Source organism: Desulfolutivibrio sp. (genome assembly GCF_036584575.1).
Classification (GTDB): Bacteria; Desulfobacterota; Desulfovibrionia; order Desulfovibrionales; family Desulfovibrionaceae; genus Desulfolutivibrio.
In genome coordinates this window covers 1-22,829 of record NZ_JAZHDB010000088.1, presented here as the reverse complement: position 1 = coordinate 22,829, position 22,829 = coordinate 1, and the positions used below count along the sequence as shown (strand labels likewise).

The window sequence follows — 22,829 nt, the reverse complement described above, 5'->3', positions numbered from 1 at the left end:
GGTCCGGGGGAAATGATTTCCCCCGGGCGGGGTTCGGGGCGGCAGCCCCGACTCCTTCCTAGCCGCCCAGGTAGGCCTTTTTGACCATGGGGTCATGGCGCAGTTCCTCGGAAGAGCCCTGGGCCACGATCTCGCCGGTATCGAGGACATAGCCCCGGTGGGCGAAATCCAGGGCCACCTTGGCGTTTTGTTCGACCAAAAGGATGGTCATGCCCTCTTCGTTGAGCTTTTTGAGGGTACGAAACATCTCGTACATGAGCAGCGGCGCCAGCCCCATGGACGGCTCGTCGAGCAGGATGAAGTCGCAGCCGGTCATGAGCGCCCGGCCCACGGCCAACATCTGCTGTTCGCCGCCGGACAGGGACTCGCTGCGCTGTTTGCGGCGTTCGGACAGGCGCGGGAACAGGGTGAGCACCCGGTCCAGATCCTTGGCCCTGGCTTCGGGGCTGTCCGTGCGGGCATAGGTGGCCAGGTTCAGGTTTTCCATGACCGTGAGGTTGCCGAAGATGCGACGGCCTTCGGGGGCCAGGTCCATGTGCAGCTTGCGCACCACGTCGTGGGTTTCAACGGAAAGCAGGCTTTGGCCGTCGTAGCGGATGTCGCCCTGGGTGACCTTGGGGGCCTCAGGGGGCGGCAGGCGCATGATGGTCAGAAGCGTGGTGGTCTTGCCCGCGCCGTTGGCCCCGATGAGCGTGACGATCTCACCCCGGTTCACATGAAAGGTGATGCCGTGCAGGGCCTCGATGTTGCCGTATTTGACGTGCAGATTCTCGACGGAAAGAAGCATGCTGTGGTCCCGTGGCGCGCCGTCTGGCTGTGCGGCGCGTTTTCCGGCTAAGTGGTGGAGGCTCTCATCCCGGCCCGGCAGCCGCCTGTCCGGGACCGGCGATCCCGGCCGCGTGCGGCGTCCGCCTCTGGCGCACGACGAGATGTCGCGGCCAACCTCATGACACGCGACGCTAGATGGCGTCGTCCCCCAGGTAGGCCTTGATGACCACGGGATTCTCCCGAATCTCCTTGGGCGTGCCCTCGGCGATGGTGGCCCCGAAGTCGATGACCTTGATCCAGGTGCATAGGCTCATGACCACGTCCATCTGGTGCTCGATCATCCAGATGGACAGTTTGAATTCCTTGTGAATCCAGGCGATAAGCTTGATTAAGCCCTCCACGTCGGAGGAGTTGAGTCCGGCGGCTGGCTCGTCGAGCATGAGCAAATCGGGCTTGGTGGACAGGGCCCGGGCGATCTCCACCCGGCGCTGGATGCCGTAGGGCAGGTTGCCCGGCAGCTCATCGGCGAACTGGGCCAGATCCAGGGCTTCGAGGATCTCCATGCCCCAGGCGCGCATCTGGGCCTCCCGGTCCAGGTACCGTTTGGAGCGCAAAAAGCAGTCCCAGAGGCTGTAGCCCAGATGGTAATACTGGGACACCAGGATGTTGTCCAAAACGGACATGTCGAACCACAGCCGGATGTTCTGGAAGGTCCGGGCGATGCCCAGGCCCGTGACCTTGTGGGGTTTAAGCCCCCGGGTGTTTGTGCCCTTGAAGACGATGTCGCCGCAGGAAGGCTGGTAGAATCCGCTGATCAGGTTGAAGACCGTGGTCTTTCCCGCGCCGTTGGGGCCGATAAGCCCCATGAGTTCGCCGCCCGCAAAGGTGACGCTGAAATCGGTGACCGCGCACAGGCCGCCGAAGTACTGGGTCATGTCCTTGACTTCCAAAAGCGCCACGAGCCCTACCCCTTCAGTCTGTAGAATTTTTTAAGCCGCGGGAAGATGTCGGCCAACTCGCGGTTGCCCATGATTCCCTCGGGACGAAACTGCATGAGAAGCACCAAAAGAAGCGGGATGACGATCCACTTGATGATCTGCAAGGGCCGAAGCGCCTCCATGAGCAGGGTGATCAGGATGGCCGAGAGCACCGAGCCCGACAGCGACCCCATGCCCCCCAGATAGACCATGACCATGACCTCGGTGGATTTGAGGATGGTGAACGATCCCGGGTTCACATAGCCCAAAACGTGGGCGAACAGCGCCCCGGCGATGCCCGCCAGTCCGCAGGAGACCATAAACGCGGTCATCTTCACCTGGTTGGTGTTCACGCTCATGATCTCGGCCGCGATCTCGTCCTGGCACACGGCGTTGACCCCGTTGCCCAGGGTGGAGAAGATGAAGCGCCGGATGAGCCAGATGGAGAACACCGTGCCCAAAAAGACCCAGATGATCATCCAGGGCAGCTCCGCCGTGGTGTTCATGGCGGCGATGACCTTGCTCATGCCCATGAATCCTCTGGCCCCGCCGATGGCGTTGATGTTCTCGATGGTGCTTTTGACGATGTAGGCGGCGGCGATGGTGATGATGGCCAGATAGTCGCCCCGGGTGCGAAACGACGGCACGGCGACCAGAAGGCCCACCAACGAGGCGGCCACCCCGCCCGCGACCAGGACGAAGGGGAACAGGAACACGGCCAGGTGCGGGGGCAAAAGGGCCTCGCCGAATACGGAACCTTCGGCGAAGAGCAAAACGGACAGCACCGAGGACACGTAGGCCCCCACGGCCATGAACCCGGCGTGGCCGCAGGAGAACTCGCCCATGTTGCCGTTGATGATGTTTAGGCTCGACGACAGGATGATGTTGATGCCCATGAACATGAGGACCGACTGCCAATAGACGTTCATGGCCCCGGTCATGGACACGAACACGAGAACCGCCAGCAGCAGGGCGAGGAGCGCGGGAATGGTATACTGTTTCATCGTTACCCGGCCAAAAGGCTAAATCTTGGTCCGTCGCGCCACGCCGAAGAGTCCGGTGGGCTTGACCGACAAAATGAGGAGCAAAATGGTGAACGCGATGAGGTCACGCAGGGTGGAGGGGAAAAAGGCCACCACCATGATCTCCACGAACCCCAGAAGAAAGCCTCCGGCAAAGGCCCCCCGAATGGAGCCGATACCGCCCACCACTGCCGCAATAAACGCCTTCCAGCCGATAAGCGCCCCCATGTAGGGGTCGAGCACCGGATAGGTCACGGCGAACAAAAGCCCGGCCAGCCCGGCGAACCCGGAGCCCAAAACGAAGGTGAAGACGATGACGCTGTCGGCGGGGATGCCCATGAGCGGCACGGCGAAGCGGTCGTAGGAGATGGCCCGCATGGCCATGCCGATCTTGGTCTTGACCACCACGAAGCGCAGGAAGAAGAAGGCCAGGATGGCCACCAGGATGACGCCCATCTTGACGTTGGTGATGTTGACCCCGGCGATGTTGTAGACCGTCGTGGGAATGAGCGTGGGAAAGCTGCGGCGGCTGGCGCCCAGGAGCGCCAAGTTGGCGTGCTCCAGGATAAGCCCGCACATAAGCGCCGTGATGACCACGTAGAGCCGGTTGACGCCCTTGCGGCGAAGCGGCCGGTAGGCCACCCGCTCAAGGGTGACGCCCACCACGGCGGTGAGCATCATGGTCAGCGGCACGGCCAGGGCCAGGACCAGCCAGCCGGGCATGCCGGGGATGATCCCGAACTTTCCCAGAAAGAGCATGCACACGTAAAAGGCGATGTACGCCCCGACCATGAAGATGTCGCCGTGGGCGAAGTTGATAAGGAGCAGCACGCCGTAGACGAGACAGTAGCCCAGGGCGATGAGGGAATAAAAGCTCCCCCACTGCAGGGCATTGAAGATATTTTGGATAAACGATTGAAGCAACGGCCTGCCCCCCCGGCGATGTGATAAACGTCACGCCCCGGCCCGGGAAGCGGATTCCCGGGCCGGAACAATGACATGGTGAGTTAGTTCGGGCAAACCGACTTGTAGAAGCCGAACTTGCCTGCGTCGTCGATCTTGACCACCACGGCGCACTTGACCGGGTCGTGATCGCCCTCGGGATTAAAGGACATCTGGCCGGTGATGCCGTCGAAGTCCTTGGTGGAGGTCATGGCCTTGCGCAGGGCGTCGCGGTCCTTCTCCATGTCGCCGGTGATGGGGCCCATGCGCTTGACGCCGTCGAGCATCAGGTTGATGGAGTCCCAGGTCAGCGCGGCCACGTCGTCGGGGGTCTTGTTGTAGAGCTTGGTGTACTCGTCGATGAATTCCTTGGTCTTGCCCTTGGCGCCGGCGGCGGCGTAGTGGGTGACGAAGAACAGGCCCTTGCAGTCGTCGCCGCACAGGCCCATCAGGTCGCCGCTGCCCCAGGAGTCGCTGCCCAGAACCGGCTTGTTGAAGCCCATGGACTTGGCCTGCTTCACGATCAGCGGCACTTCATTATAATACTGCGGGGTGAACAGCACGTCGGCGCCGGACTTGGCGATGTTGGTCAGCTGGGCGGAGAAATCCACGTCCTTGGTGGTGAAGGTCTCAAAGGCCACCACGGAGCCGGGGCCGTTGATCTTCTCGAAGGCGGCCTTGAAATCCTCGGCCAGGCCCTTGGGATAGTCGCTGGCGATGTCGTAGAGCACGGCGGCCTTTTTCGCGCCGAATTCCTCGGTGGCGAACTTGGCGGCCACGGGGCCCTGGAAGGTGTCCAGGAAGCAACCCCGGAAGACGAAGGGACGGCCCTTGGTGGTGTTGGGGTTGGTGGACCAGGGGGAGATCATGGGGGCCTTCAGCTCGTTGGACGCCTCGCCAGCGGGAACGGCCTGCTTGCTGGACTGGGGTCCGATGATGCCCAGAACCTTGTCCTGGGTGATGAGCTTGCGGGCGGCGGACAGGGCCGACTCGGCCTTGGACTCGTTGTCCTCGTACACGAACTCCAGGGTGTACTTCTTGCCGCCGACGTCGATGCCGCCGGCGTCATTGATCTTTTTCTTGAGCATCTCGGCCGAATTTTTGGACGATTCGCCCACATCCGGAATGTCGCCGGTCATCGGGATGTTGAACCCGAGCTTGAGGCTGTCGGCGGCAAACGCGGGCAATGCCGTCAGAAGGACCAGCGCCAGGGCGCCAAGCAGGGACTTTTTCATGCAAACCTCCTGTTCTCGCTTCATTTCAAAGAGTTAACAACTCCGCACCGAGACCAGCCTATACCCTAACTTCCCTTGGAAGGAAATCCCTCGTTCGGCATAAAAAACAATTTTGTAAAATTCAAGCCGCCTTTTCGTGGTTCTGGCGTCTGCCGACCGGGCCTGGGGGAAGACGCCTCCCTCCATGCCCGGACGGCGTTCGTGCTGTCTAGGCCAGGCCCAGAACCTTCTCCACCGTGGTCGAGGGCATGCCGAAGGCCTCGCCCACGGCCCCGTAGGTCAGTTCGCCCAGGTAGGTGTTCAGGCCCAGGGCCAGGGAGCGGTCCTCATGCAGGGCCTCCACGCCCTTCTGGGCCAGCTTCATGGCGTAGGGCAGGGTCTGGTTGCACAGGGCGTAGGTGGAGGTGCGCGGCACCGCGCCCGGCATGTTGGCCACGCCGTAATGCACCACGCCGTCCACCAGATAGGTGGGGGCGGCATGGGTGGTGGCCTTGATGGTCTCCACGCAACCGCCCTGGTCCACGGCCACGTCCACGATGACCGAGCCTTCCTTCATGGTCCCGATCATGTCCCGGGTCACCAGGCGGGGGGCCTTGGCCCCGGTGATGAGCACCGCGCCGATCAAAAGGTCGGCGTAGGTCACGGCCTTGCGGATGTTGGGCTCATTCGAGGACACGGTGACGATGCGGCCCTGGTAGATATCGTCGAGATACTGCAGGCGGGAATGGTTGACGTCGAGCACGGTGACCTGGGCGCCCATGCCCATGGCGATCTTGGCCGCGTTGGTGCCCACCACGCCCGCGCCCAGGATGACCACCGAGGCCTGGGGCACGCCGGGCACGCCGCCCAAAAGAAGTCCCCGGCCGCCTTCGGATTTCTCCAGGTGATGCGCTCCCACCTGGGGGGCCATGCGCCCGGCCACTTCGCTCATGGGCAGAAGCAGCGGCAGTCCGCCGCCGGGCAGCTGCACGGTCTCATAGGCGATGCCGATGGTCCCGGACGTAAGCAGCACCTCGGTCAGGGGCTTGTCCGCGGCCAGATGCAGATAGGTGAAAAGAAGCAGGCCCTTGCGCAGATACTGGTATTCCGCCGCAATGGGTTCCTTGACCTTGATGACCATGTCCGCGCCCCAGGCTCCGGCGGCGTCGGTCAGCTTGGCCCCGGCGGCCGCATACTGTTCGTCGGGAAGCCCGCTGCCCTTGCCCGCGCCGGACTCCACCAACACGGTGTGTCCGCGCCGGATCAAGGTTTCCACCGCACCCGGGGTCATGGATACCCGGCTTTCCAACGTCTTGATTTCTTTAGGAATTCCAATAATCATCATCTTCTCCAAGGCGTATTAAATAATTAGGATTGATCGGAGCACGCCGCCGCGACGTTTTTCGAAAACCACCACTGTCATTCACGGGGTGTCGGACTTTTATGACAACCCCACGGGAAAGACAACCCAAAAGGAGGCCGCAGAAGGCCGGGAATCCCCGTCCGGAGGGACTTTTGGAATCATGTCCCAGTCTCGACACATGAAATTATCCGCGCCGCCGTCTCCCACCATGGTCTCCCCTGGTCCGGCTTGGTGCGCTCGGAACCCGACCCGCCTTGTTCCACAGCCCCCGGGCATCTTTCACTTTCTTAACCAATTGGCCGTTTTTTCCATCCCCTCCCCGACCAAACGCCCTGCCTTCGGCCGTCATCCCTAAAAAACATCTGTAACTACAGCATAATACGAAATACTCGCAACAAACGCATACCTGGTATTTATTTTGCATAGCCGAATCGGCGCATATCAAATCATGCCACGGCTCGTAGCTCATGCAAGGAGGGGGGGAGAGATGGAACGGCGTCTTCGCAAAACACTGCTTTTCTTGGCGGTCATCGGTCTTGTCCTGAGCATGTCCGTCGCCTATGTGGCGGCCCAGGAGTTCAAATCCGGCACGGCCTATTTCGAACCCCGGGGGGGCGTCTACGGCACCTTCGACGACCATGTGGAGGTGATCGCCACCTACGGCGGCGCCCTGGGCTATTTCATCGTGGACAACCTGTCCCTTGAGGCCGAAGGCCTGGGATATTACATCGACCAGCAGAAAATCGACGCCACCACCGCCGGAATGGCCGCCAAAAAAGACGCCGCCACGGCATTTGGGGGCAGCCTTATGGCCCGCTGGCACATGGCCGCCACGGACCAGGCCTCCTTTTTCGTGGGGGCCGGGGCAGGCGGACTGTGGGCCGACCGCAAGGTGCCCTACCGGGGCATGCAGTACAGCGTCACCGAGCAGGCCGAACTGGGCGCGACCGTCAAGCTGACCGAAGGCTTCAACATCAAGCTGGCCGGACGCTACCAGCACATCGGCACCTTCGATAAAAACGGCCTGAGCGCCCTGGGCGGAAACCTGGGCCTCAATATCACGTTTTGACCCGGCTTTGGCCGGTTACGAAAAAGTCCGGCCGCAGCCATGCGGGTGGACTTTTTTTTTCGCCAAAGGTAGCGTTTCGCAGATCGCCCGGGCCCCTGCCGCAAGGCCCGGTCCACGACGCGGCGTGGCGGAAGAGGGACGGATCATGACAGCGAAGGACAGCGGACCATGAGCAAGATACTGGACCAGGACGAGGTCGATGCGCTGTTGCGCGGTCTCTCCGGGGGCGAAATCGAGGCCGAGTCGGACATCCTGGAGGACGACACCGGGGTGGTGGTCTTCGACCTGTCCAACCAGGATCGCATCATCCGGGGCCGTATGCCGGTCCTTGAGATCATCAACGACCGCTTCGCCCGCTTGGCCTCCAACGCCCTGGCCAACGCCATGCGCAAGCGGGCCGACGTCAATCCCATCTCCATCGACATGTCCAAATTCGGGGACTTCATGCGTTCCCTGCCCGTGCCCACCTCCATCAACATCTTCAAGCTCGATCCGTTGCGCGGCAACGCCATCCTGGTGGTGGACTCCAGGCTGGTGTTCGCCATGGTGGAGAGCTTTTTCGGCGGCGCCGGCAGCCAGCCCAAGATCGAGGGCCGGGATTTCACGCCCATCGAACAGGCCATCATCGGCAAGGTGGTGCGCATCGCCCTGGAGAACATGGAGGAGTCCTGGGCGCCGGTGCACGAGGTGCATATCGAACTGGTGCGCTCGGAGGTCAACCCCCAGTTTGCGGCCATCGTGCCGCCAAGCGACGTGGTGGTGGTGGTGACTTTCGAGGTGGAGTTGGAAAACGCCATCGGGTCGCTCATCGTCTGCCTGCCCTACGCCACCATCGAGCCCATCCGCTCCAAGCTCTACGCCTCGTTCCAGACCGAGCGCCTGGAGGTGGACCACGCCTGGATATCGCGCTTCAAGGAGCGGCTCATGGAGACGCCGGTGGAGATGATCATCCGCTTCGGGGAGACCCAGATCACCGGCCGCCAGCTTTTGAGTTTAAAGCCCGGGGACATTTTGATGCTCAGCAACGACGAGGACGACCTTTTGGCGGCCGATGTCCAGGGCGTGCGCAAGTTCCAGGGCATCCCGGGCCAGGTCAAGTCCAACAAGGCCTTCCAGATCATCAAGGAAGAAGAGATCCGCTACGAATAGCAGGGAACGCCTCCGGCGGCGGGGCTTCGCCCGGCAACATTCCATGCCGGTTCTTGGCCGCGCGGCTTTGGGCCTCCGCATGGCGCGCCAGTCGGCCTGGCATGCGGATCGGGACGGAGACGGCAGCATCGGCCGGGAGTGATCCCGGCTTTTTTTGGGTCGCATGGCCGCACGCCTTACGACACCCCATCCCCCCGGTTCCCCTTCCCGGCCGGACCGATCGCGGCGGCGTTCCCCACGGCCAGGGGGCGGTCGTCCTTGAGCATGACCCCGGTCAACTCCCGGGTCAGGGCCAGAGCGAGCAGATGGTCCAGGGTGGCGGCGGCCTCGGCGTGGGGCAGCCCCTCGGGCCGGACGTTGGAGATGCAGTTGCGCCGCTCGTCGGTATTGCCCACCTTGGGGCCGAACGTCAGGTAGACGCCCAGGCTGTCCGGAGAGGTCAGCCCCGGGCGTTCGCCGATGAGGATGACCGTGGCCCGGGCCCGGCACAGCTCGCCAATCTCATCGGCCACGGCCACCCGGCCAAGGCTGACGTAGCTTCCCATGGCCAGGGACAGGCCCCGGCTGCGGCAGCGCGGCAAAAATTCCCGCAAAAACGGCACGGCCTGTCGCATCACCGCCGGGGCGGACAGCCCGTCGGCCACCGCCAGGGCCAGATCGGGAGGTTCCGACCCGGCAAGCGCCCCCTCGCGGGCGGCGCGCGTCACCATGGCCGCCGACTCGTTGTCCAGCCTGCGCCCCAGATCCGGCCGAAGCAGGTATTCCCGGCGATCCCCGGCCCGGCTGCGAAGCGACAAGGACGGCAGCCCCGCCTCGGCAAGCTCGCGCAACAGCCTGGGCACGTCCACGGGCAGATGCACCGCGTCCCGGGCCATGGCATGGTCGGCCAAAAAGGCCAGGTGCGCGGCGGTCGGCAGGCTCACCCCGGTCAAACCCACGGCCACCCGGGCGACTGTGAACCGGGTCAGGTCCAGGCGTTCGCCAGGCGTCCCGGCCGACGCACCCTGTCCGGCGGTTTCGGGCGCAGGGGCGGTGATCTTCGAGGCGCTTTCGGCGGACGGGACGCCTCCGGGCGAATCAGCGCAGATCATGGGGCAACTCCAGCAAAGGGTGTCCGGGACCGACGCCCCGGGGCCGCCCCCGGTCGTCGAAAAGGCCCATGGCCGCAAGCCAGGCCGCAAACTCCGGCGCGGGCGAAAGTCCCAGCACTCGGCGCAGGTACAGGGCATCATGGAACGAGGTGCTCTGGTAATTGAGCATGATGTCGTCGGCCCCAGGCACGCCGATGACGAAGGCGCACCCGGCCACGCCAAGCAGGGTCAACAGCACGTCCATATCGTCCTGGTCGGCCTCGGCGTGATTGGTGTAGCACACGTCCGCCCCCATGGGCAGGCCCAAGAGTTTGCCGCAAAAGACGTCCTCAAGCCCGGCCCGGATGATCTGCCTGCCGTCGTAGAGATATTCCGGCCCGATGAACCCCACCACGGTGTTCACCAAAAGGGGCGAAAACGCCCTGGCCACGGCGTAGGCCCGGGCCTCCAGGGTCTGCTGGTCCACGCCGTGATGGGCGCCGGCGGACAGGGCCGACCCCTGGCCGGTTTCGAAATACATGACGTTTTGGCCAACGGTCCCCCGATGAAGCGACAGGGCCGCGTCCCGGGCCTCGGCCAGGAGGGCCAGGTTCACCCCGAAACTGCTGTTGACGGCCTCGGTGCCGCCGATGGATTGGAAGACCAGATCCACCGGGGCGCCCTGGCGCACCAGTTCCAGGGTGGTCGTGACATGGGTCAGCACGCAGCTCTGGGCGGGGATGGCGTAGCGCTGACGCAATTCGTCGAGCATGTGCAAGAGGCGCAATATGTTGGCCGGGCTGTCCGTGGCGGGATTGATGCCGATGCAGGCGTCGCCGCTGCCCAGGGCCAGGCCGTCGATGGCCGAGGCCAGGATTCCGGTGGGGTCGTCCGTGGGGTGGTTGGGCTGGAGACGGGTGGCTATCCGGCCGGGCAGGCCGATGGTGGTGCGAAAGGCGGTCACGTTGTGGATTTTCGCGGCCACCAGGATCAGATCCTGGTTGCGCATGATCTTGGACACGGCTGCGGCCATCTCCGGGGTCAGCCCCGGGGCCAGGGCTGACAGGGACGCGCCGTCGGCGGCCTCGGACAACAGCCAGTCCCGAAACTGCCCCACGCTCATGGCCGAAACCGGGGAAAACGCGGCCCGGTCGTGGGTCTCAAGGATCAGCCGGGTGACCTCGTCGATCTCGGGGGGAATCAGCGGATGTTCCAGGAAGTCGGAAAGCGGCGTGTCGGCCAGGACGAACCGGGCGGCCACACGCTCGGCCTCGGTTTCGGCGGCAAGGCCGGCCAGGGCGTCACCCGACCGATGCGGCGTGGCCTTGGCCAGAAGCCCGGCCAGATCCGGAAAACGGTAGCTCACCCCGCCAACGGTGCATGTCCTCATGCGAAACCTCGCCCTGCCTATTTCACGGTCACGGAAACCTTGTCCGGGCGGGCCTCCAGAAGCTCGCACCCCTGGGGCATCTTGACCTGATAGGGCATGTCGTGGCGGCCCACCTCGGCGCCGGGCTTGACGTCCACCCGGGCCTCCACCAGATCCTCGAATCCCTTGTCGTTTAAAAGCTGCACCGGTCCCTTGATGCGCAACGTCACGGTTTTTTGGCCGATCTCCACCCGCTCCGGAGGGAAGGCCCGCACCGGCACCCGCACCGTGGCCTCGCCCAGGCGCGGGGCGAAATGCAGGGTGACCATGGCCGAAAGCGGCGAGGCCTCCAGGCCCTCGGGGATGTCCAGGCCGACCCGTTCCTCGACCATGGCCCCGCTGGCGGGGCCAAAGGTCAGGGGGTTGGTGCGGATGTCCTCAATGGCGGCGACGACCTTTTCCGCCCCGGTCACCCGGGCGGTCTCGGGCCGCACCCGGGTTCCGGCCAGGACATGGCCCTCGGGCACCGGCGAACCGAGCACGGGCTTGATCGGGATATCCCGGGACACGCGGCGCTCCACGTCGAGTTCGATGCGCGAGGGGCGGATCTCCACCACGTCGAAGACCTTGGAGATGGGGATGCTGGCCGGGTCCAGCCCGACCACGTTCTTGCCCGGGGTGATGTCGCTTAAGTTCAGGGGATAGACCAGTTGGCTCTCCTCAATCTTGCGCACCATGCCGCGCGGGCCGCGAACCAGCACCTCCACGGAGCCGAGCATGCCGCCCCGGATGAACAGCCCGTCGGGCATGCCGGCCATCTCCACCTTCATGGGCACCCAGCTGTCCACCTTCTCCCGCCCCGTGACCAGGTACCAGCAAAAGACGGCCAACACGAAGGCCAAAAGGAGCTGCTGCCAGTTGGATTTCATATCCGCCGTCCCCACACGTCCCACAACTTTTCCTTGAGGGCCGCTTCGTCCACGCAGGACACGATCTCGCCGTTTTCGGCCAAAGACACCACCCCGCGTTCCTCGGACACCACCACGGCCAGGGAGTCGGACTCCTCGGTGATGCCCAGGGCCGCCCGGTGCCGGGTGCCGTAGTCCGAATCGAGCCCCGCCGCAGCCGCCAGGGGAAGGATGCACCCGGCGGCGGCGATGCGGTCGCGGCTGATGACCACGGCCCCGTCATGCAGGGGGGTGCCGGGATAAAATATGGAGAGCAAAAGCTCCTTGCTGACCGTGGCCGACAGCTCCACCCCCCGCTGGACCACGTCGCCCAGGAGGATGTCCCGCTCGATGACGATGAGCGCCCCGGTCCTGGACTTGGCCATGCGAAAGACCGCCAGCACCACCTCGCGCACCAGGGTCTCGGCCACCTCGGAGCGCCGGGTCCGTTTCCAAAAAAGCCCCGTGCCCATGGTGGACAGGGCGCGCCGGATGTCGGCCTGGAACAGGATGATGACCACCAGGAAGATGGAGCCCAGGAAATTGGTGAGAAGCCAGTGCAGGGTGTTCAGGCCAAATTCGCCGGAGACGTAATAGATGATGATGATCAGCAAAAAGCCGTGGACGATGGACACGGCCCGGGTGCCTTTGACCAGCAACATGCCCCGGTAGAAGATAAAGGTCACGATGGCGATGTCGAGAAGCTCCCGCCATGTGAAATGCAGGTTTTCCCACCACTGGAGAAAGTTCACGGCGCACCCCTTCCGGCCCCGTCGGCGCAGGCGCGGTGAAAAAAAAGCTCCCGGGCCAGGGCCAGGCCCTGCCGGGCCGCCGTCACGTCATGCACCCGGTGGACATGCGCTCCCCGCACCCCGCACAGCGCCGTGGCGGTCATGGTCGCCGGGCCGCGCGCCGCCACGTCCAGCCCGAAAAGCCCCTGAAAAAGGGACTTGTTGGAAAGCCCCAGATAGACCGGCCGCCCCAGGGCGGCCATACGCGGCAGGCCGCGCAAAAGCTCCAGATTGTGCGTGGCCAGTTTGCCGAAACCGATGCCCGGGTCCAGGGCCACATGCTCCTCGGGAAGCCCGGCGGCGACCAGGCGGGTCAGCCCGCGCTCGAAAAAGGCCAGCACCTCGTCCACCACGTCGTCGTAGGCCGGGGCCGCCTGCATGGTCTTGGGTGAGCCCTGGCTGTGCATGAGCACGTATCCCGGCCGGTACTGGACCAAAACGTCCATCAGTCCGGGGTCTGCGGAACACGCCGACACGTCGTTTATGATCGCCGCCCCGGCGTCGAGGCAGGCGGCGGCGCAGGCGGCCCGGGTGGTGTCCACGGACACCAGGGGCCGGGCGGCCGGGGGCGGCAGGATGGCCGCGTTCCAGGCCGGGCTGACGGCAAAGGACGGGTCCGCGACGGCCCGGACCAGTTCGCGGACCACCGGAACCACCCGGGCCAGTTCCACCGCCTCGGGAACGGGATCGCTCCCGGGCCGGGTGGACTCGCCGCCCACGTCCACCATGTCCGCGCCGTCCCGGGCCAACTGCACGCCGTGGGCCAGGGCGGCCTCGCCGGTGTCGTGGGCCCCGCCGTCGAAGAAGGAGTCCGGGGTGACGTTTACGATGCCCGCCACCAAAAACGGGTCAGGCGCAAGGGCGCGCCCCTGCGGGCCGCCCACGCGCCACACGGGGCCTGGGCCAAAGCGTGAGACGGCGGCCGATGTGTCGGCCGCCGCCGTTTCAGGGCTGCTCTGGGCGGGAGCCCCGGGATGCCTGGAGGCCGGGCCGGACGGGCCAGCGGCCATCATGGCAAAGCCAGGGGCGGCCTCACGAGGGATCGCGGGGTTTTGCAGCATCGTCCCCGGCGCCGCCTGTGGCCTCGTCCCCCGGTTCCAGGGAGAATTCCTCCGTCTCGGAACCGGCATTGGCAGCGGCAGCGGCCGCGGCCTGGGGCGCATCGGCGCTCGAAGCGGGCTTCCCGGGCTGACCGGCGGCCGAACCGGACTGGCCGTTTTTGGGGGCCGGATTGTCCTGGGGCGGCAGGGGTTCGCCGCGCATGAGCAGGTCGATGTCCGCCCCGGAGATGGTCTCGCGTTCGAGCAGGGCCGCCGCGATGGCGTGCAGCATATCCTGGTTTTCCGTCAAGATGGTCTGGGCGCGATTGTAGGCGTCCTCCACGATCTTTCTGACCTCGGCGTCGATGCGCCGGGAGGTCTCGTCGCTGAAGTTTTTGTGATGCACCAAGTCCTTGCCCAAAAAGATCTCGTCGTCGCGTTCGCCGTAGGACAGGGGCCCGAGCTCCTTGCTCATGCCCCACTTGCACACCATCTTGCGGGCCATGTTGGTGGCCCGTTCGATGTCGTTGCCGGCCCCGGTGGTGAGCTGGTTGAGCACCAGCTCCTCGGCCACCCGGCCGCCCATGAGCACGCACAGGGTCTTGTCCAGGTGATCCTTGGAATAATTGTGGCGGTCGTCCGTGGGCAATTGCATGGTGACGCCCAGGGCCATGCCGCGCGGGATGATGGACACCTTGTGGATGGGGTCGGTTCCGGGCAGCACCCGGGCCACCAGGGCGTGGCCGGCCTCGTGATAGGCCGTGGTCCGTTTCTCCTCGTCGGAGAGGATGAGGCTTCTACGCTCCTTGCCCATGAGCACCTTGTCCTTGGCGTGCTCGAAATCCTCCATGGCCACGTGGTCCTTGCCCACCTTGGCGGCCTGAAGCGCGGCCTCGTTGACCAGGTTCTCCAGGTCCGCGCCGGAAAAGCCCGGCGTCCCCCGGGCCAGGACCTCCAGATCCACGCCGGAATTGAGCGGGGTCTTGCGGGTGTGGACCTCAAGGATGCGCTTTCTGCCGCGCACGTCCGGGGTGGGCACCACCACCTGGCGGTCGAAACGTCCCGGGCGCAACAGGGCCGGGTCCAGGACGTCCGGGCGGTTGGTGGCGGCGATGAGGATGACCCCCTCGTTGGACTCGAAGCCGTCCATCTCCACCAAAAGCTGGTTCAAGGTCTGTTCGCGCTCGTCGTGCCCGCCGCCCAGGCCTGCCCCGCGCTGGCGGCCCACGGCGTCGATTTCATCGATGAAGATAAGACAGGGGGCGCTTTTTTTGCCCTGCAGGAACAGGTCGCGCACCCGGGCCGCGCCCACGCCCACAAACATCTCCACAAAGTCGGAACCGGAAATGGAGAAAAACGGCACCCCGGCCTCACCGGCCACGGCCCGGGCCAGAAGCGTCTTGCCCGTGCCCGGAGAGCCCACCAGGAGCACGCCCTTGGGGATGCGCCCGCCCAGGCGGGTGAACCGTTTGGGATCGGACAGAAACTGCACCACCTCGGACAACTCTTCCTTGGCCTCGTCCACCCCGGCCACGTCGTCGAAGGTGATCTTGGTCGACTCCTGGGAGATCATCCGGGCCCGGGAACGCCCAAAGGACATGGCCCTCCCGCTGCCGTTTTGCATCTGTCGCATGAAAAAGATCCACACCCCGACCAGAAGCAGCATGGGGAACCAGGAAATGAGCAGCGTCATGTACCAGGGCGATTCCTCATCGGGTTCGGCCATGACCTGCACCTTGTTCTGCATGAGCATGCCCACCATGCCCGGATCCTCGGGGGTGTAGGTCATGAACTTGCTGCCGTCGGAGGTCACGCCGCTGATCTTGCGGCCCTGAATCTTTACAGAAACCACCTCACCGGCCGTCACCTTCTGAACGAACTCGGAATAGGAGAACTTGGCGCTGGGCGACTGGGGCTGGTTGAAAAGATTGAACAGGACGACCATGACCAGGGAGATGGCCGCCCAAAGCATGATGTTTTTCGCGAAACTATTCAAACCGTGATCCTCCAGGGGATTTCATGATCCGGGGTTGGGTGCGGAATACGGATGCCGCGTAGAGCATTTTTCAGCGTATCATGGGCTGGACGGGTCTGTCCACGCGCAAAAACCAGGCCCTGGCCCCCTGTCCGCCGTCGCGACACCAGGGCATCGTACGGGAAATAACTCCGCAACGCCGGTTCGGCAACCGCCTTCCTCGGTTTTTTCGCAGAAAGGGGCGCATTCCTACCCCGCCACGCCCTCCAAAGACCTGCTTTCCGTGTCGACCCCACTCCGCACCGGGCATAAATCCTACATTTTTGTCGGCACAAGCCCTACAGAATTGTAGCCGCTCCCTGGCCTCAGGCCTGTCGGAACCTGGCCCAAACTTCGATCAACATCCTGTTATTTAAACATTTCACAAAAAAAACCGGCATTGGCACGCCTCTTGCCCCTAAAGCGCATCACTCACACCGCGACGGGAGGTACTCCAATGCGCAAGATAGCGATTTACGGAAAGGGCGGCATCGGCAAATCCACCACCACACAGAACACGGTGGCCGGACTGGCCGAGATGGGCAAAAAGATCATGGTTGTGGGTTGCGACCCCAAGGCCGACTCCACCCGCCTGCTCCTGCACGGGTTGGCCCAAAAGTCGGTCCTCGACTCCCTTCGCGAGGAAGGCGAGGACGTGGAGCTCGACGACATCCTCAAGGAAGGCTTCGGCGGCATCATGTGCACCGAATCCGGCGGTCCCGAGCCCGGCGTCGGCTGTGCGGGCCGGGGCATCATCACCTCCATCAACATGCTCGAACAACTCGGGGCCTACGAAGCGGACAAAAAGCTCGATTACGCCTTCTACGACGTCCTGGGCGACGTGGTGTGCGGTGGTTTCGCCATGCCCATCCGCGACGGCAAGGCCGAGGAAATCTACATCGTCTGTTCCGGCGAGATGATGGCCATGTACGCCGCCAACAACATCTGCAAGGGTATCGTGAAATACGCCGACACCGGCGGCGTGCGCCTGGGCGGCATCATCTGCAACAGCCGCAAGGTGGACAACGAGAAAGAGATGATCGAGGAGCTGTGCCGCCAGCTGGGCACCCAGATGATCCACTTTATGCCCCGCGACAACATGGTGCAGAAGGCCGAGATCCATCGCAAGACGGTCATCGACTACGATCCGACCCATCCCCAGGCCGACGAATACCGGGCCCTGGCCAAAAAGATCGACCAGAACGAGATGTTCGTCATCCCCAAACCCCTGGAAATCAACAAGCTGGAAAAGATGCTCATCGATTTCGGCATCGCCAACTAGGGACGCCTGATTCCAGACAGCGGCGTTATTTGAAATCGCGGATTGACCTCCCTCGTGATCGTGGCGGGGGGCGCGGCGAGAGGCCCGCTCCCCGCGACAGCCCACCAGGGGAGACGCCCCTTTGTTGCCGACTGCGGCGCAGGGGCGAAAAGCGCGGCGGGAATTTCGACCACATTTATGATGGAAACGAAGATGGCCGGAGCTTTTTTTCGGCCCCGCGCGACCAGGCTTGCGGCAAAATTCACAAAATGCCGCGCGGGACACGGCCCCCACAGGGCCGCAACGGAAACCGACAAGGAGACATCACATGCTGACCATGGTGAGAGCCATCGTGCGCCCCGAGAAAATCGACGACGTCCTTTCCGCCCTCATGGACGCCGGATTCCCGGCCGTGACCAAGTTCAACGTGGCCGGGCGCGGCAAGCAGCGCGGCATAAAGATCGGGGAGATCCACTACGACGAGATCCCCAAAGTCATGCTCATCTGCGTGGTGAAGGACGACGACAAGGACTACGTGATCAAGACCATCATGGAGAGCGCCCGCACCGGCAAGCAGGGCTCCTTCGGCGACGGCAAGATCTTCGTCAGCCCCGTGGAGGAGATGTACACCATATCTTCCGGCACGAAGGAATCCTAAGGAGACGGTCATGAAGGAAGTCATGGCGATCATCCGCATGAACAAGATGAACCAGACCAAAAAGGCCCTGGCCGATGCAGGCCTGCCGGCCTTCGTGGCCCTGGAGTGCCTGGGACGGGGACGCGGCCTGATCAATCAGGAAGTCCTCAAAGGCGCGGCCGAGGGCAACGAGGAGGCCATCGCCCTTCTCGGAACCAAGGGCCGCCTGTACCCCAAACGCATGGTCACCGTGGTGGTTCCCGACGCCGACGTGCAAAAGGTCGTGGACACCATCATCGGCGTGAACAAGTCCGGCCGGGCCGGCGACGGCAAGATCATGATCATGCCCATCGGCGATTCGGTTCGGGTGCGCACGGGCGAGGCTGGCGAGGCCGCCGTTTCCTGATGCGCCGCGCCGCCATCGCCCACGGCCAGACCGGATAAGGAAATACAGACCAACGAGGTTATGAAGATGAGCACGACTCCCAAAAACCTGGAAGAGCTGAAAAAAGAGCTCTTGGACAAGATGCCCACCAAGGTCGCCCGCAAGCGCGACAAGGCCATCGTCCCAGGGGCCGAGTCCGGCGAGGCCATTCCCGTCATCCAGGCCAACGTCCGCACCATCCCCGGCATCCTCACCCAGCGCGGCTGCACCTACGCCGGCTGCAAGGGCGTGGTTCTGGGGCCCACCCGGGACATCGTCAACCTGACCCACGGCCCCATCGGCTGCGGATACTATTCCTGGCTCACCCGCCGCAACCAGACCGACGCGGGCGAGGATGGCGACAACTACATCCCCTACTGCCTCTCCACGGACATGACCGAAAACGACATCGTGTTCGGCGGCGAAAAGAAGCTGCGCGCGGCCATTAAGGAGGCCTACGACAACTTCAAGCCCAAGAGCATTTCGGTTTTCGCCACCTGTCCCGTGGGGCTCATCGGCGACGACATCCACGCCGTGGCCCGCCAGATGCAGGAGGAACTGGGCATCACCGTGTTCGCCAACTCCTGCGAGGGCTACAAGGGCGTCTCCCAGTCCGCCGGGCACCACATCGCCAACAACCAGATCTTTCGGCACGTCATCGGCACGGACGATACCCCGGTCGAAGGCAAGTACAAGATCAACCTGCTTGGCGAATACAACATCGGCGGCGACGCCTTCGAGATCGAGCGCATCTTCGAGAAGTGCGGCATCACCCTTCTGGCCACCTTCTCGGGCAACTCCACCATCACCCAGTTCCGCCAGGCCCACCACGCCGACTTGAACACCGTCATGTGCCACCGTTCGCTCAACTACGTGGCCGAGATGATGGAGACCAAGTTCGGCATCCCCTGGATGAAGATCAACTTCATCGGGGCTGAGGCCACGGCCAAGTCGCTTCGGCGCATCGCGGCCTACTTCGAAGACCCCGAGCTCATGGCCCGGGTGGAGCAGGTCATCGCCGAGGAGATGCCTGCGGTGAAAGCCGCAGCGGCCGAAGTCCTGCCCCGCACCACGGGCAAGACGGCCATGCTCTTCGTGGGCGGCTCCCGAGCCCACCACTATCAGGATCTGTTCCGCGAGATCGGCATGGAGACCCTGGCCGCCGGATACGAGTTCGCCCACCGCGACGACTACGAAGGCCGCCACGTGCTGCCCACCATCAAGGTGGACGCCGATTCGCGCAACATCGAAGAGCTTGAGATCGAGCCCGATCCGGTGCGCTACAATCCCCGCAAGACCCCGGAACAGATGAAGGCCCTGGAAGACAAGGACGTGCGCTTCAAGGTCTACGAGGGCATGATCGGCGAGATGAAGAAGGAAGCCCTGATCATCGACGACATCAACCAGTACGAGACGCACCGGATCATCGAGCTTATGAAGCCGGACATCTTCTGCGCGGGCATCAAGGAAAAGTACATCATCCAGAAGATGGGCGTGCCGCTCAAGCAGTTGCACAACTACGACATGGGCGGCCCCTATGCCGGATTCGTCGGCGCCGTCAACTGGTACCACGAGATCGACCGTCTGGTGAACACCAAGGTCTGGAGCCTGATCAAGGCCCCCTGGAACGACAACGGCCCCGAACTCGAAGCCGCCTACGTGGCCGGTTAATACCCATAACCCCGATCGTACGAGGGAGACATTATGGCCCTTCTCAGACACACCACCCCGGAGATCAAGGAGCGTTCGGCGCTCACCATCAATCCGGCCAAGACCTGCCAGCCCATCGGGGCCATGTACGCCGCCCTGGGCGTACGCAGCTGCATGCCGCACAGCCACGGGTCGCAGGGGTGCTGCGCCTACCACCGCTCCACCCTGACCCGCCACTACAAAGAACCCATCGTGGCCGGCACAAGCTCGTTTACCGAAGGCTCCTCGGTCTTCGGCGGCCAGTCCAACCTGCTCCAGGCCATCGAGAACATCTTCACCCTGTATGAGCCCGACGTCATCGCCGTGCACACCACCTGCCTGTCCGAGACCATCGGCGACGACTTGCGCCAGATCTCACGCAAGGCCATGGACGACGGCAAGGTGCCCGAAGGCAAACACGTCATCTACTGCAACACCCCGAGCTACGTCGGCACCCATGTCACGGGCTACGCCAACATGGTCAAGGGCATCCTCAAGGGCTTCGCCAAAAAGACCGGCGCGCCAAACGGCAAGGTGAACATCATCCCCGGGTTCTGCGAACCCTCGGACATGGCCGAGATTCGCCGCCTGTGCGGCATGCTGGGCGTCGAGATCGTCATGGTCCCGGACACCGACGGCGTGGTCAACGGCCCCCTGACCGGAACCTACGAGATGTTCCCCAACTACGGAACCACCCCCGAAGAGGTGGCCACCATGGGCGACGCCACGGGCTCCATCGGCCTTGGGCGCTGGGCCACGGCCGAGGCGGTGAACTACCTGGACGCCGAATTCAAGGTGCCGGGCAAGATCCTCGACCTGCCCATCGGCCTCCAGGCCACCGACCGCTTCGTGGACGCCCTGCGCAAGATGGCCGGGGTCGCGGTTCCCACGGCCGTGGATTTCGAGCGCGGCCAGGTGGTGGACGCCATCTCCGACTACATCCAGTACCTGCACGGCAAGAAGGTGGCCCTGGCCGGCGACCCCGACCAGCTCCTGCCCATGGTGGAGATGCTCCTGACCCTGGGCATGATCCCGGCCTATGTGGTGACGGGCACCGGCGGCAAGCTCTTCGAGGAGCGCATGAATGCCCTGCTTGCGGACGTGCCCTATCCCTGCAAGTTCAAAAACGGCGAGCAGGCGGACATGTACCTCTTGCACCAGTGGATCAAAACGGAGTCCGTGGACCTTTTGATCGGCAACACCTACCTGAAATACATCTCACGGGATGAGGACATTCCGCTGATCCGCCACGGCTTCCCGATCCTGGACCGCATGGGGCACCAGTACTTCCCCACGGTGGGCTACAAGGGCGCCCTGCGGATGATCGAAAAGATCACCGGGGCCATCATGGACCGCATGGATCGCGACTGCCCCGAGACGAAGTTCGAACTGCAAATGTAACGACCAACCGGGGAGGGGGGAGGCCCCCTCCCCTTTTCGCGCTTGTCGCGAGATGGAGAACGCCACGCATGGAGAAGCCGAAACATCTCATTTTGTGCTGCGCCAGCTTCCGGATGAAAGGCGAACCCAAGGGCATCTGCCACAAGAAGGGTTCGCATTCGCTTCTGGGCTACATGGAAGAAGGGGTGCTGGACCGGGACATCGACGCCCGGGTGGTCAGCACCGGCTGCATGAAGCAGTGTGAGGACGGCCCGGTGGTCATCGTGATGCCCGAAAACTATTGGTACAAGGGCATCGACAGCGAGGACGCCGTGGATGAGATCCTGGACGCGCTGGAGGGCGGCGAGGCCGCCGAAGAGCGTCTGTTCACCTAACGACACCCCTCCGCAATTGGGCCATTGCCCAACCCCGCCCCGTTGGAACGCCGCGCCAACGGGGCGGCTTTTTTTGGTTGCCGGACTCGCGCCCCGGCAAGAGGCAGTATTGAACTACCCCGAAACCGCCGCGGGAGGTTCGTTGACGCGGCATGTGCTGCCGCGTATTTTGATTGCGACATACGAACGGCTATCGGGGTCCGCTTCCCCCGAAAAGGACAGGCGAACATGCGGCGACTGTTTTTTTGTATCGCGCTTGCGGCGGGGATGCTCGGGCTGTGGGGCTGGGATGCGGGGGTTGTCGCCGCGCAGAAGCCGCCTGTTGCGACGGATACGGAAACGGCAGCGAAGTTGGATAAATTGCAGTGGCGGCTGGATGAATTGGAGCGGAAAGAGCGGGAGTATCTGGGGCTCCGTGAGCGGGATCAGAAGGAGATGGAGAAGCGGCTTCGGGAATTTGAAAGTGGTGTGAAGCAGGAGGCGGAGAAGGAGACGCAGAACGCGAAGGAGTTGGTTGAGAACAAAATTAAGTACTTTGACTTGTGGTTAGCATTTATTTCTATAATAGCCACTATTGCCGCAGCATCAATTCCAATTACCTACAGACTGTTGATGAGGAAAATAAGAAAATCAGAAAGAATTGCATCAGAAAGCCTTGCAAAGGTAGTTGACATACACGAAAAAGCACAAAATAAGTACCATGACATTCAACAAGTCACAGAAAATGCCAACATCCTTTTTGGAGAATTAAAAATAGCCACACGCGATGCAAAAATCCAGCTCGATGAAACACGGATCGCTACAAAGACGGCTACAATATTACTCGAAGAAACACAAACTGCTATTCATAGCGCAAAACAACTCCTTGATGATCTAAAAGTTGAGAAAGAAAAATTATCATCTCTTCTTGTGACACAAACAAATCCGAGTGCCGCCTCAAGCCCTTCATCTCGACGCGCCGCAAAGATTGCCTCCGAGCAAGATGAGGATACGTACAGCAAGTTTGCTGGAGAAGCACTTCTCGCGCAGGAGAAGGGGGATTATTCTGCCGCTCTCAAGGCATGGGAAGAGGCGTCGCGTATAGATCCAAATGCGGCACAAGCGTATTTTGGGATCGGATACGTGAAACACATGCTTGCTGACAACGCCAAAAATACAGAAAAATTCAAACTCCTAAACGAGGCAATAGAGGCCTATTCAAAAACAATCTCCCTTGCTCCTGACAGCTCTGCATCCTACAACAACTTGGGAAGTGCCCTTGCCGAACTGGCCGCCCCGGACCTGACGCCTGAACCTGAAAAACGGCGA

21 protein-coding genes are annotated in these 22,829 nt (G+C 63.1%); 9 read left to right on the top strand and 12 right to left on the bottom strand.

Annotation, left to right across the window (positions count from 1 at the left end; genetic code table 11):
• Nucleotides 1-58: 58 nt before the first annotated feature.
• From V3572_RS06895 to ald, 6 genes are all read right to left on the bottom strand, one after another.
• On the bottom strand, nt 59-787 hold the full coding sequence (locus V3572_RS06895) for an ABC transporter ATP-binding protein (protein ID WP_332110248.1): 729 nt from the start codon (nt 785-787) through the stop codon (nt 59-61).
• Between the two features lie 172 nt (nt 788-959).
• On the bottom strand, nt 960-1,727 hold the full coding sequence (locus V3572_RS06890; RefSeq protein ID WP_332110247.1) for an ABC transporter ATP-binding protein: 768 nt from the start codon (nt 1,725-1,727) through the stop codon (nt 960-962).
• Between the two features lie 5 nt (nt 1,728-1,732).
• Complete coding sequence (locus V3572_RS06885) at nt 1,733-2,749, bottom strand: branched-chain amino acid ABC transporter permease (RefSeq protein WP_332110246.1); 1,017 nt, start codon at nt 2,747-2,749, stop codon at nt 1,733-1,735.
• Between the two features lie 18 nt (nt 2,750-2,767).
• The gene (locus V3572_RS06880) at nt 2,768-3,691 is read right to left on the bottom strand and encodes a branched-chain amino acid ABC transporter permease (protein WP_332110245.1); all 924 of its coding nucleotides are present in this window, start codon (nt 3,689-3,691) and stop codon (nt 2,768-2,770) included.
• Nucleotides 3,692-3,774: 83 nt separating this feature from the next.
• Complete coding sequence (locus tag V3572_RS06875) at nt 3,775-4,944, bottom strand: ABC transporter substrate-binding protein (protein WP_332110244.1); 1,170 nt, start codon at nt 4,942-4,944, stop codon at nt 3,775-3,777.
• Between the two features lie 208 nt (nt 4,945-5,152).
• Complete coding sequence (gene ald / locus V3572_RS06870; RefSeq protein ID WP_332110243.1) at nt 5,153-6,265, bottom strand: alanine dehydrogenase; 1,113 nt, start codon at nt 6,263-6,265, stop codon at nt 5,153-5,155.
• A 508-nt stretch (nt 6,266-6,773) separates the two neighbouring features.
• On the opposite strand from ald, the gene V3572_RS06865 reads away from it, so the two are divergent.
• Nucleotides 6,774-7,355: a hypothetical protein gene (locus V3572_RS06865; protein WP_332110242.1), complete on the top strand. Its 582-nt coding sequence runs from the start codon at nt 6,774-6,776 to the stop codon at nt 7,353-7,355.
• A gap of 168 nt (nt 7,356-7,523) precedes the next feature.
• Complete coding sequence (gene fliM, locus V3572_RS06860) at nt 7,524-8,504, top strand: flagellar motor switch protein FliM (RefSeq protein ID WP_332110241.1); 981 nt, start codon at nt 7,524-7,526, stop codon at nt 8,502-8,504.
• A 176-nt stretch (nt 8,505-8,680) separates the two neighbouring features.
• On the opposite strand, the gene eutC is transcribed toward fliM, so the two are convergent.
• The 6 genes from eutC to ftsH are packed head-to-tail and all read right to left on the bottom strand — an operon-like array spanning nt 8,681 to nt 15,717.
• A complete protein-coding gene (gene eutC / locus V3572_RS06855; RefSeq protein WP_332110240.1) occupies nt 8,681-9,595 on the bottom strand; it encodes an ethanolamine ammonia-lyase subunit EutC in 915 nt (304 codons plus the stop codon).
• Entirely contained in the window at nt 9,582-10,964 is a 1,383-nt protein-coding gene (locus tag V3572_RS06850) for an ethanolamine ammonia-lyase subunit EutB (RefSeq protein ID WP_332110239.1), read from the bottom strand. The genes eutC and V3572_RS06850 overlap by 14 nt, the downstream gene beginning before the upstream one ends.
• Nucleotides 10,965-10,981: 17 nt before the next feature.
• Entirely contained in the window at nt 10,982-11,872 is an 891-nt protein-coding gene (locus V3572_RS06845; protein WP_332110238.1) for a CdaR family protein, read from the bottom strand.
• A complete protein-coding gene (cdaA, locus tag V3572_RS06840; RefSeq protein ID WP_332110237.1) occupies nt 11,869-12,642 on the bottom strand; it encodes a diadenylate cyclase CdaA in 774 nt (257 codons plus the stop codon). The genes V3572_RS06845 and cdaA overlap by 4 nt, the downstream gene beginning before the upstream one ends.
• Nucleotides 12,639-13,694 (bottom strand): dihydropteroate synthase, encoded by a 1,056-nt coding sequence (gene folP, locus V3572_RS06835; protein ID WP_332110236.1) that lies wholly within the window; start codon nt 13,692-13,694, stop codon nt 12,639-12,641. Before folP ends, cdaA begins: the two co-directional genes overlap by 4 nt.
• Before the next feature lie 19 nt (nt 13,695-13,713).
• The gene (gene ftsH, locus V3572_RS06830; RefSeq protein ID WP_332110235.1) at nt 13,714-15,717 is read right to left on the bottom strand and encodes an ATP-dependent zinc metalloprotease FtsH; all 2,004 of its coding nucleotides are present in this window, start codon (nt 15,715-15,717) and stop codon (nt 13,714-13,716) included.
• 475 nt (nt 15,718-16,192) lie between these two features.
• Here ftsH and nifH point away from each other — a divergent pair, with 475 nt between their 5' ends.
• The 7 genes from nifH to V3572_RS06795 form a co-directional block, all read left to right on the top strand.
• Complete coding sequence (gene nifH / locus V3572_RS06825; RefSeq protein ID WP_332110234.1) at nt 16,193-17,017, top strand: nitrogenase iron protein; 825 nt, start codon at nt 16,193-16,195, stop codon at nt 17,015-17,017.
• Between the two features lie 307 nt (nt 17,018-17,324).
• A complete protein-coding gene (locus V3572_RS06820) occupies nt 17,325-17,654 on the top strand; it encodes a P-II family nitrogen regulator (RefSeq protein ID WP_163302648.1) in 330 nt (109 codons plus the stop codon).
• A gap of 10 nt (nt 17,655-17,664) precedes the next feature.
• Nucleotides 17,665-18,039, top strand: a complete 375-nt coding sequence (locus V3572_RS06815; protein WP_332110233.1) for a P-II family nitrogen regulator — start codon at nt 17,665-17,667, stop codon at nt 18,037-18,039.
• A gap of 66 nt (nt 18,040-18,105) precedes the next feature.
• Entirely contained in the window at nt 18,106-19,728 is a 1,623-nt protein-coding gene (nifD, locus tag V3572_RS06810) for a nitrogenase molybdenum-iron protein alpha chain (RefSeq protein ID WP_332110232.1), read from the top strand.
• Between the two features lie 33 nt (nt 19,729-19,761).
• Nucleotides 19,762-21,147 (top strand): nitrogenase molybdenum-iron protein subunit beta, encoded by a 1,386-nt coding sequence (gene nifK, locus V3572_RS06805; protein ID WP_332110231.1) that lies wholly within the window; start codon nt 19,762-19,764, stop codon nt 21,145-21,147.
• A 68-nt stretch (nt 21,148-21,215) separates the two neighbouring features.
• Entirely contained in the window at nt 21,216-21,521 is a 306-nt protein-coding gene (locus V3572_RS06800; RefSeq protein WP_332110230.1) for a (2Fe-2S) ferredoxin domain-containing protein, read from the top strand.
• Between the two features lie 228 nt (nt 21,522-21,749).
• On the top strand, nt 21,750-22,829 hold a 1,080-nt coding region (locus V3572_RS06795; protein WP_332110229.1), incomplete at its 3' end, for a tetratricopeptide repeat protein.

Excerpts from the sequence above, each read along its gene's own strand:
- ald (WP_332110243.1), bottom strand. The coding sequence starts at position 6,265 with ATGATTATTGGAATTCCTAAAGAAATCAAGACGTTGGAAAGCCGGGTA.
- fliM (WP_332110241.1), top strand. The coding sequence starts at position 7,524 with ATGAGCAAGATACTGGACCAGGACGAGGTCGATGCGCTGTTGCGCGGT.
- V3572_RS06850 (WP_332110239.1), bottom strand. The coding sequence starts at position 10,964 with ATGAGGACATGCACCGTTGGCGGGGTGAGCTACCGTTTTCCGGATCTG.
- nifH (WP_332110234.1), top strand. The coding sequence starts at position 16,193 with ATGCGCAAGATAGCGATTTACGGAAAGGGCGGCATCGGCAAATCCACC.
- nifK (WP_332110231.1), top strand. The coding sequence starts at position 19,762 with ATGGCCCTTCTCAGACACACCACCCCGGAGATCAAGGAGCGTTCGGCG.
- folP (WP_332110236.1), bottom strand. The coding sequence starts at position 13,694 with ATGATGGCCGCTGGCCCGTCCGGCCCGGCCTCCAGGCATCCCGGGGCT.
- nifD (WP_332110232.1), top strand. The coding sequence starts at position 18,106 with ATGAGCACGACTCCCAAAAACCTGGAAGAGCTGAAAAAAGAGCTCTTG.
- V3572_RS06820 (WP_163302648.1), top strand. The coding sequence starts at position 17,325 with ATGCTGACCATGGTGAGAGCCATCGTGCGCCCCGAGAAAATCGACGAC.
- V3572_RS06845 (WP_332110238.1), bottom strand. The coding sequence starts at position 11,872 with ATGAAATCCAACTGGCAGCAGCTCCTTTTGGCCTTCGTGTTGGCCGTC.
- V3572_RS06885 (WP_332110246.1), bottom strand. The coding sequence starts at position 2,749 with ATGAAACAGTATACCATTCCCGCGCTCCTCGCCCTGCTGCTGGCGGTT.
- V3572_RS06800 (WP_332110230.1), top strand. The coding sequence starts at position 21,216 with ATGGAGAAGCCGAAACATCTCATTTTGTGCTGCGCCAGCTTCCGGATG.
- V3572_RS06865 (WP_332110242.1), top strand. The coding sequence starts at position 6,774 with ATGGAACGGCGTCTTCGCAAAACACTGCTTTTCTTGGCGGTCATCGGT.
- eutC (WP_332110240.1), bottom strand. The coding sequence starts at position 9,595 with ATGATCTGCGCTGATTCGCCCGGAGGCGTCCCGTCCGCCGAAAGCGCC.
- V3572_RS06895 (WP_332110248.1), bottom strand. The coding sequence starts at position 787 with ATGCTTCTTTCCGTCGAGAATCTGCACGTCAAATACGGCAACATCGAG.
- V3572_RS06815 (WP_332110233.1), top strand. The coding sequence starts at position 17,665 with ATGAAGGAAGTCATGGCGATCATCCGCATGAACAAGATGAACCAGACC.
- V3572_RS06875 (WP_332110244.1), bottom strand. The coding sequence starts at position 4,944 with ATGAAAAAGTCCCTGCTTGGCGCCCTGGCGCTGGTCCTTCTGACGGCA.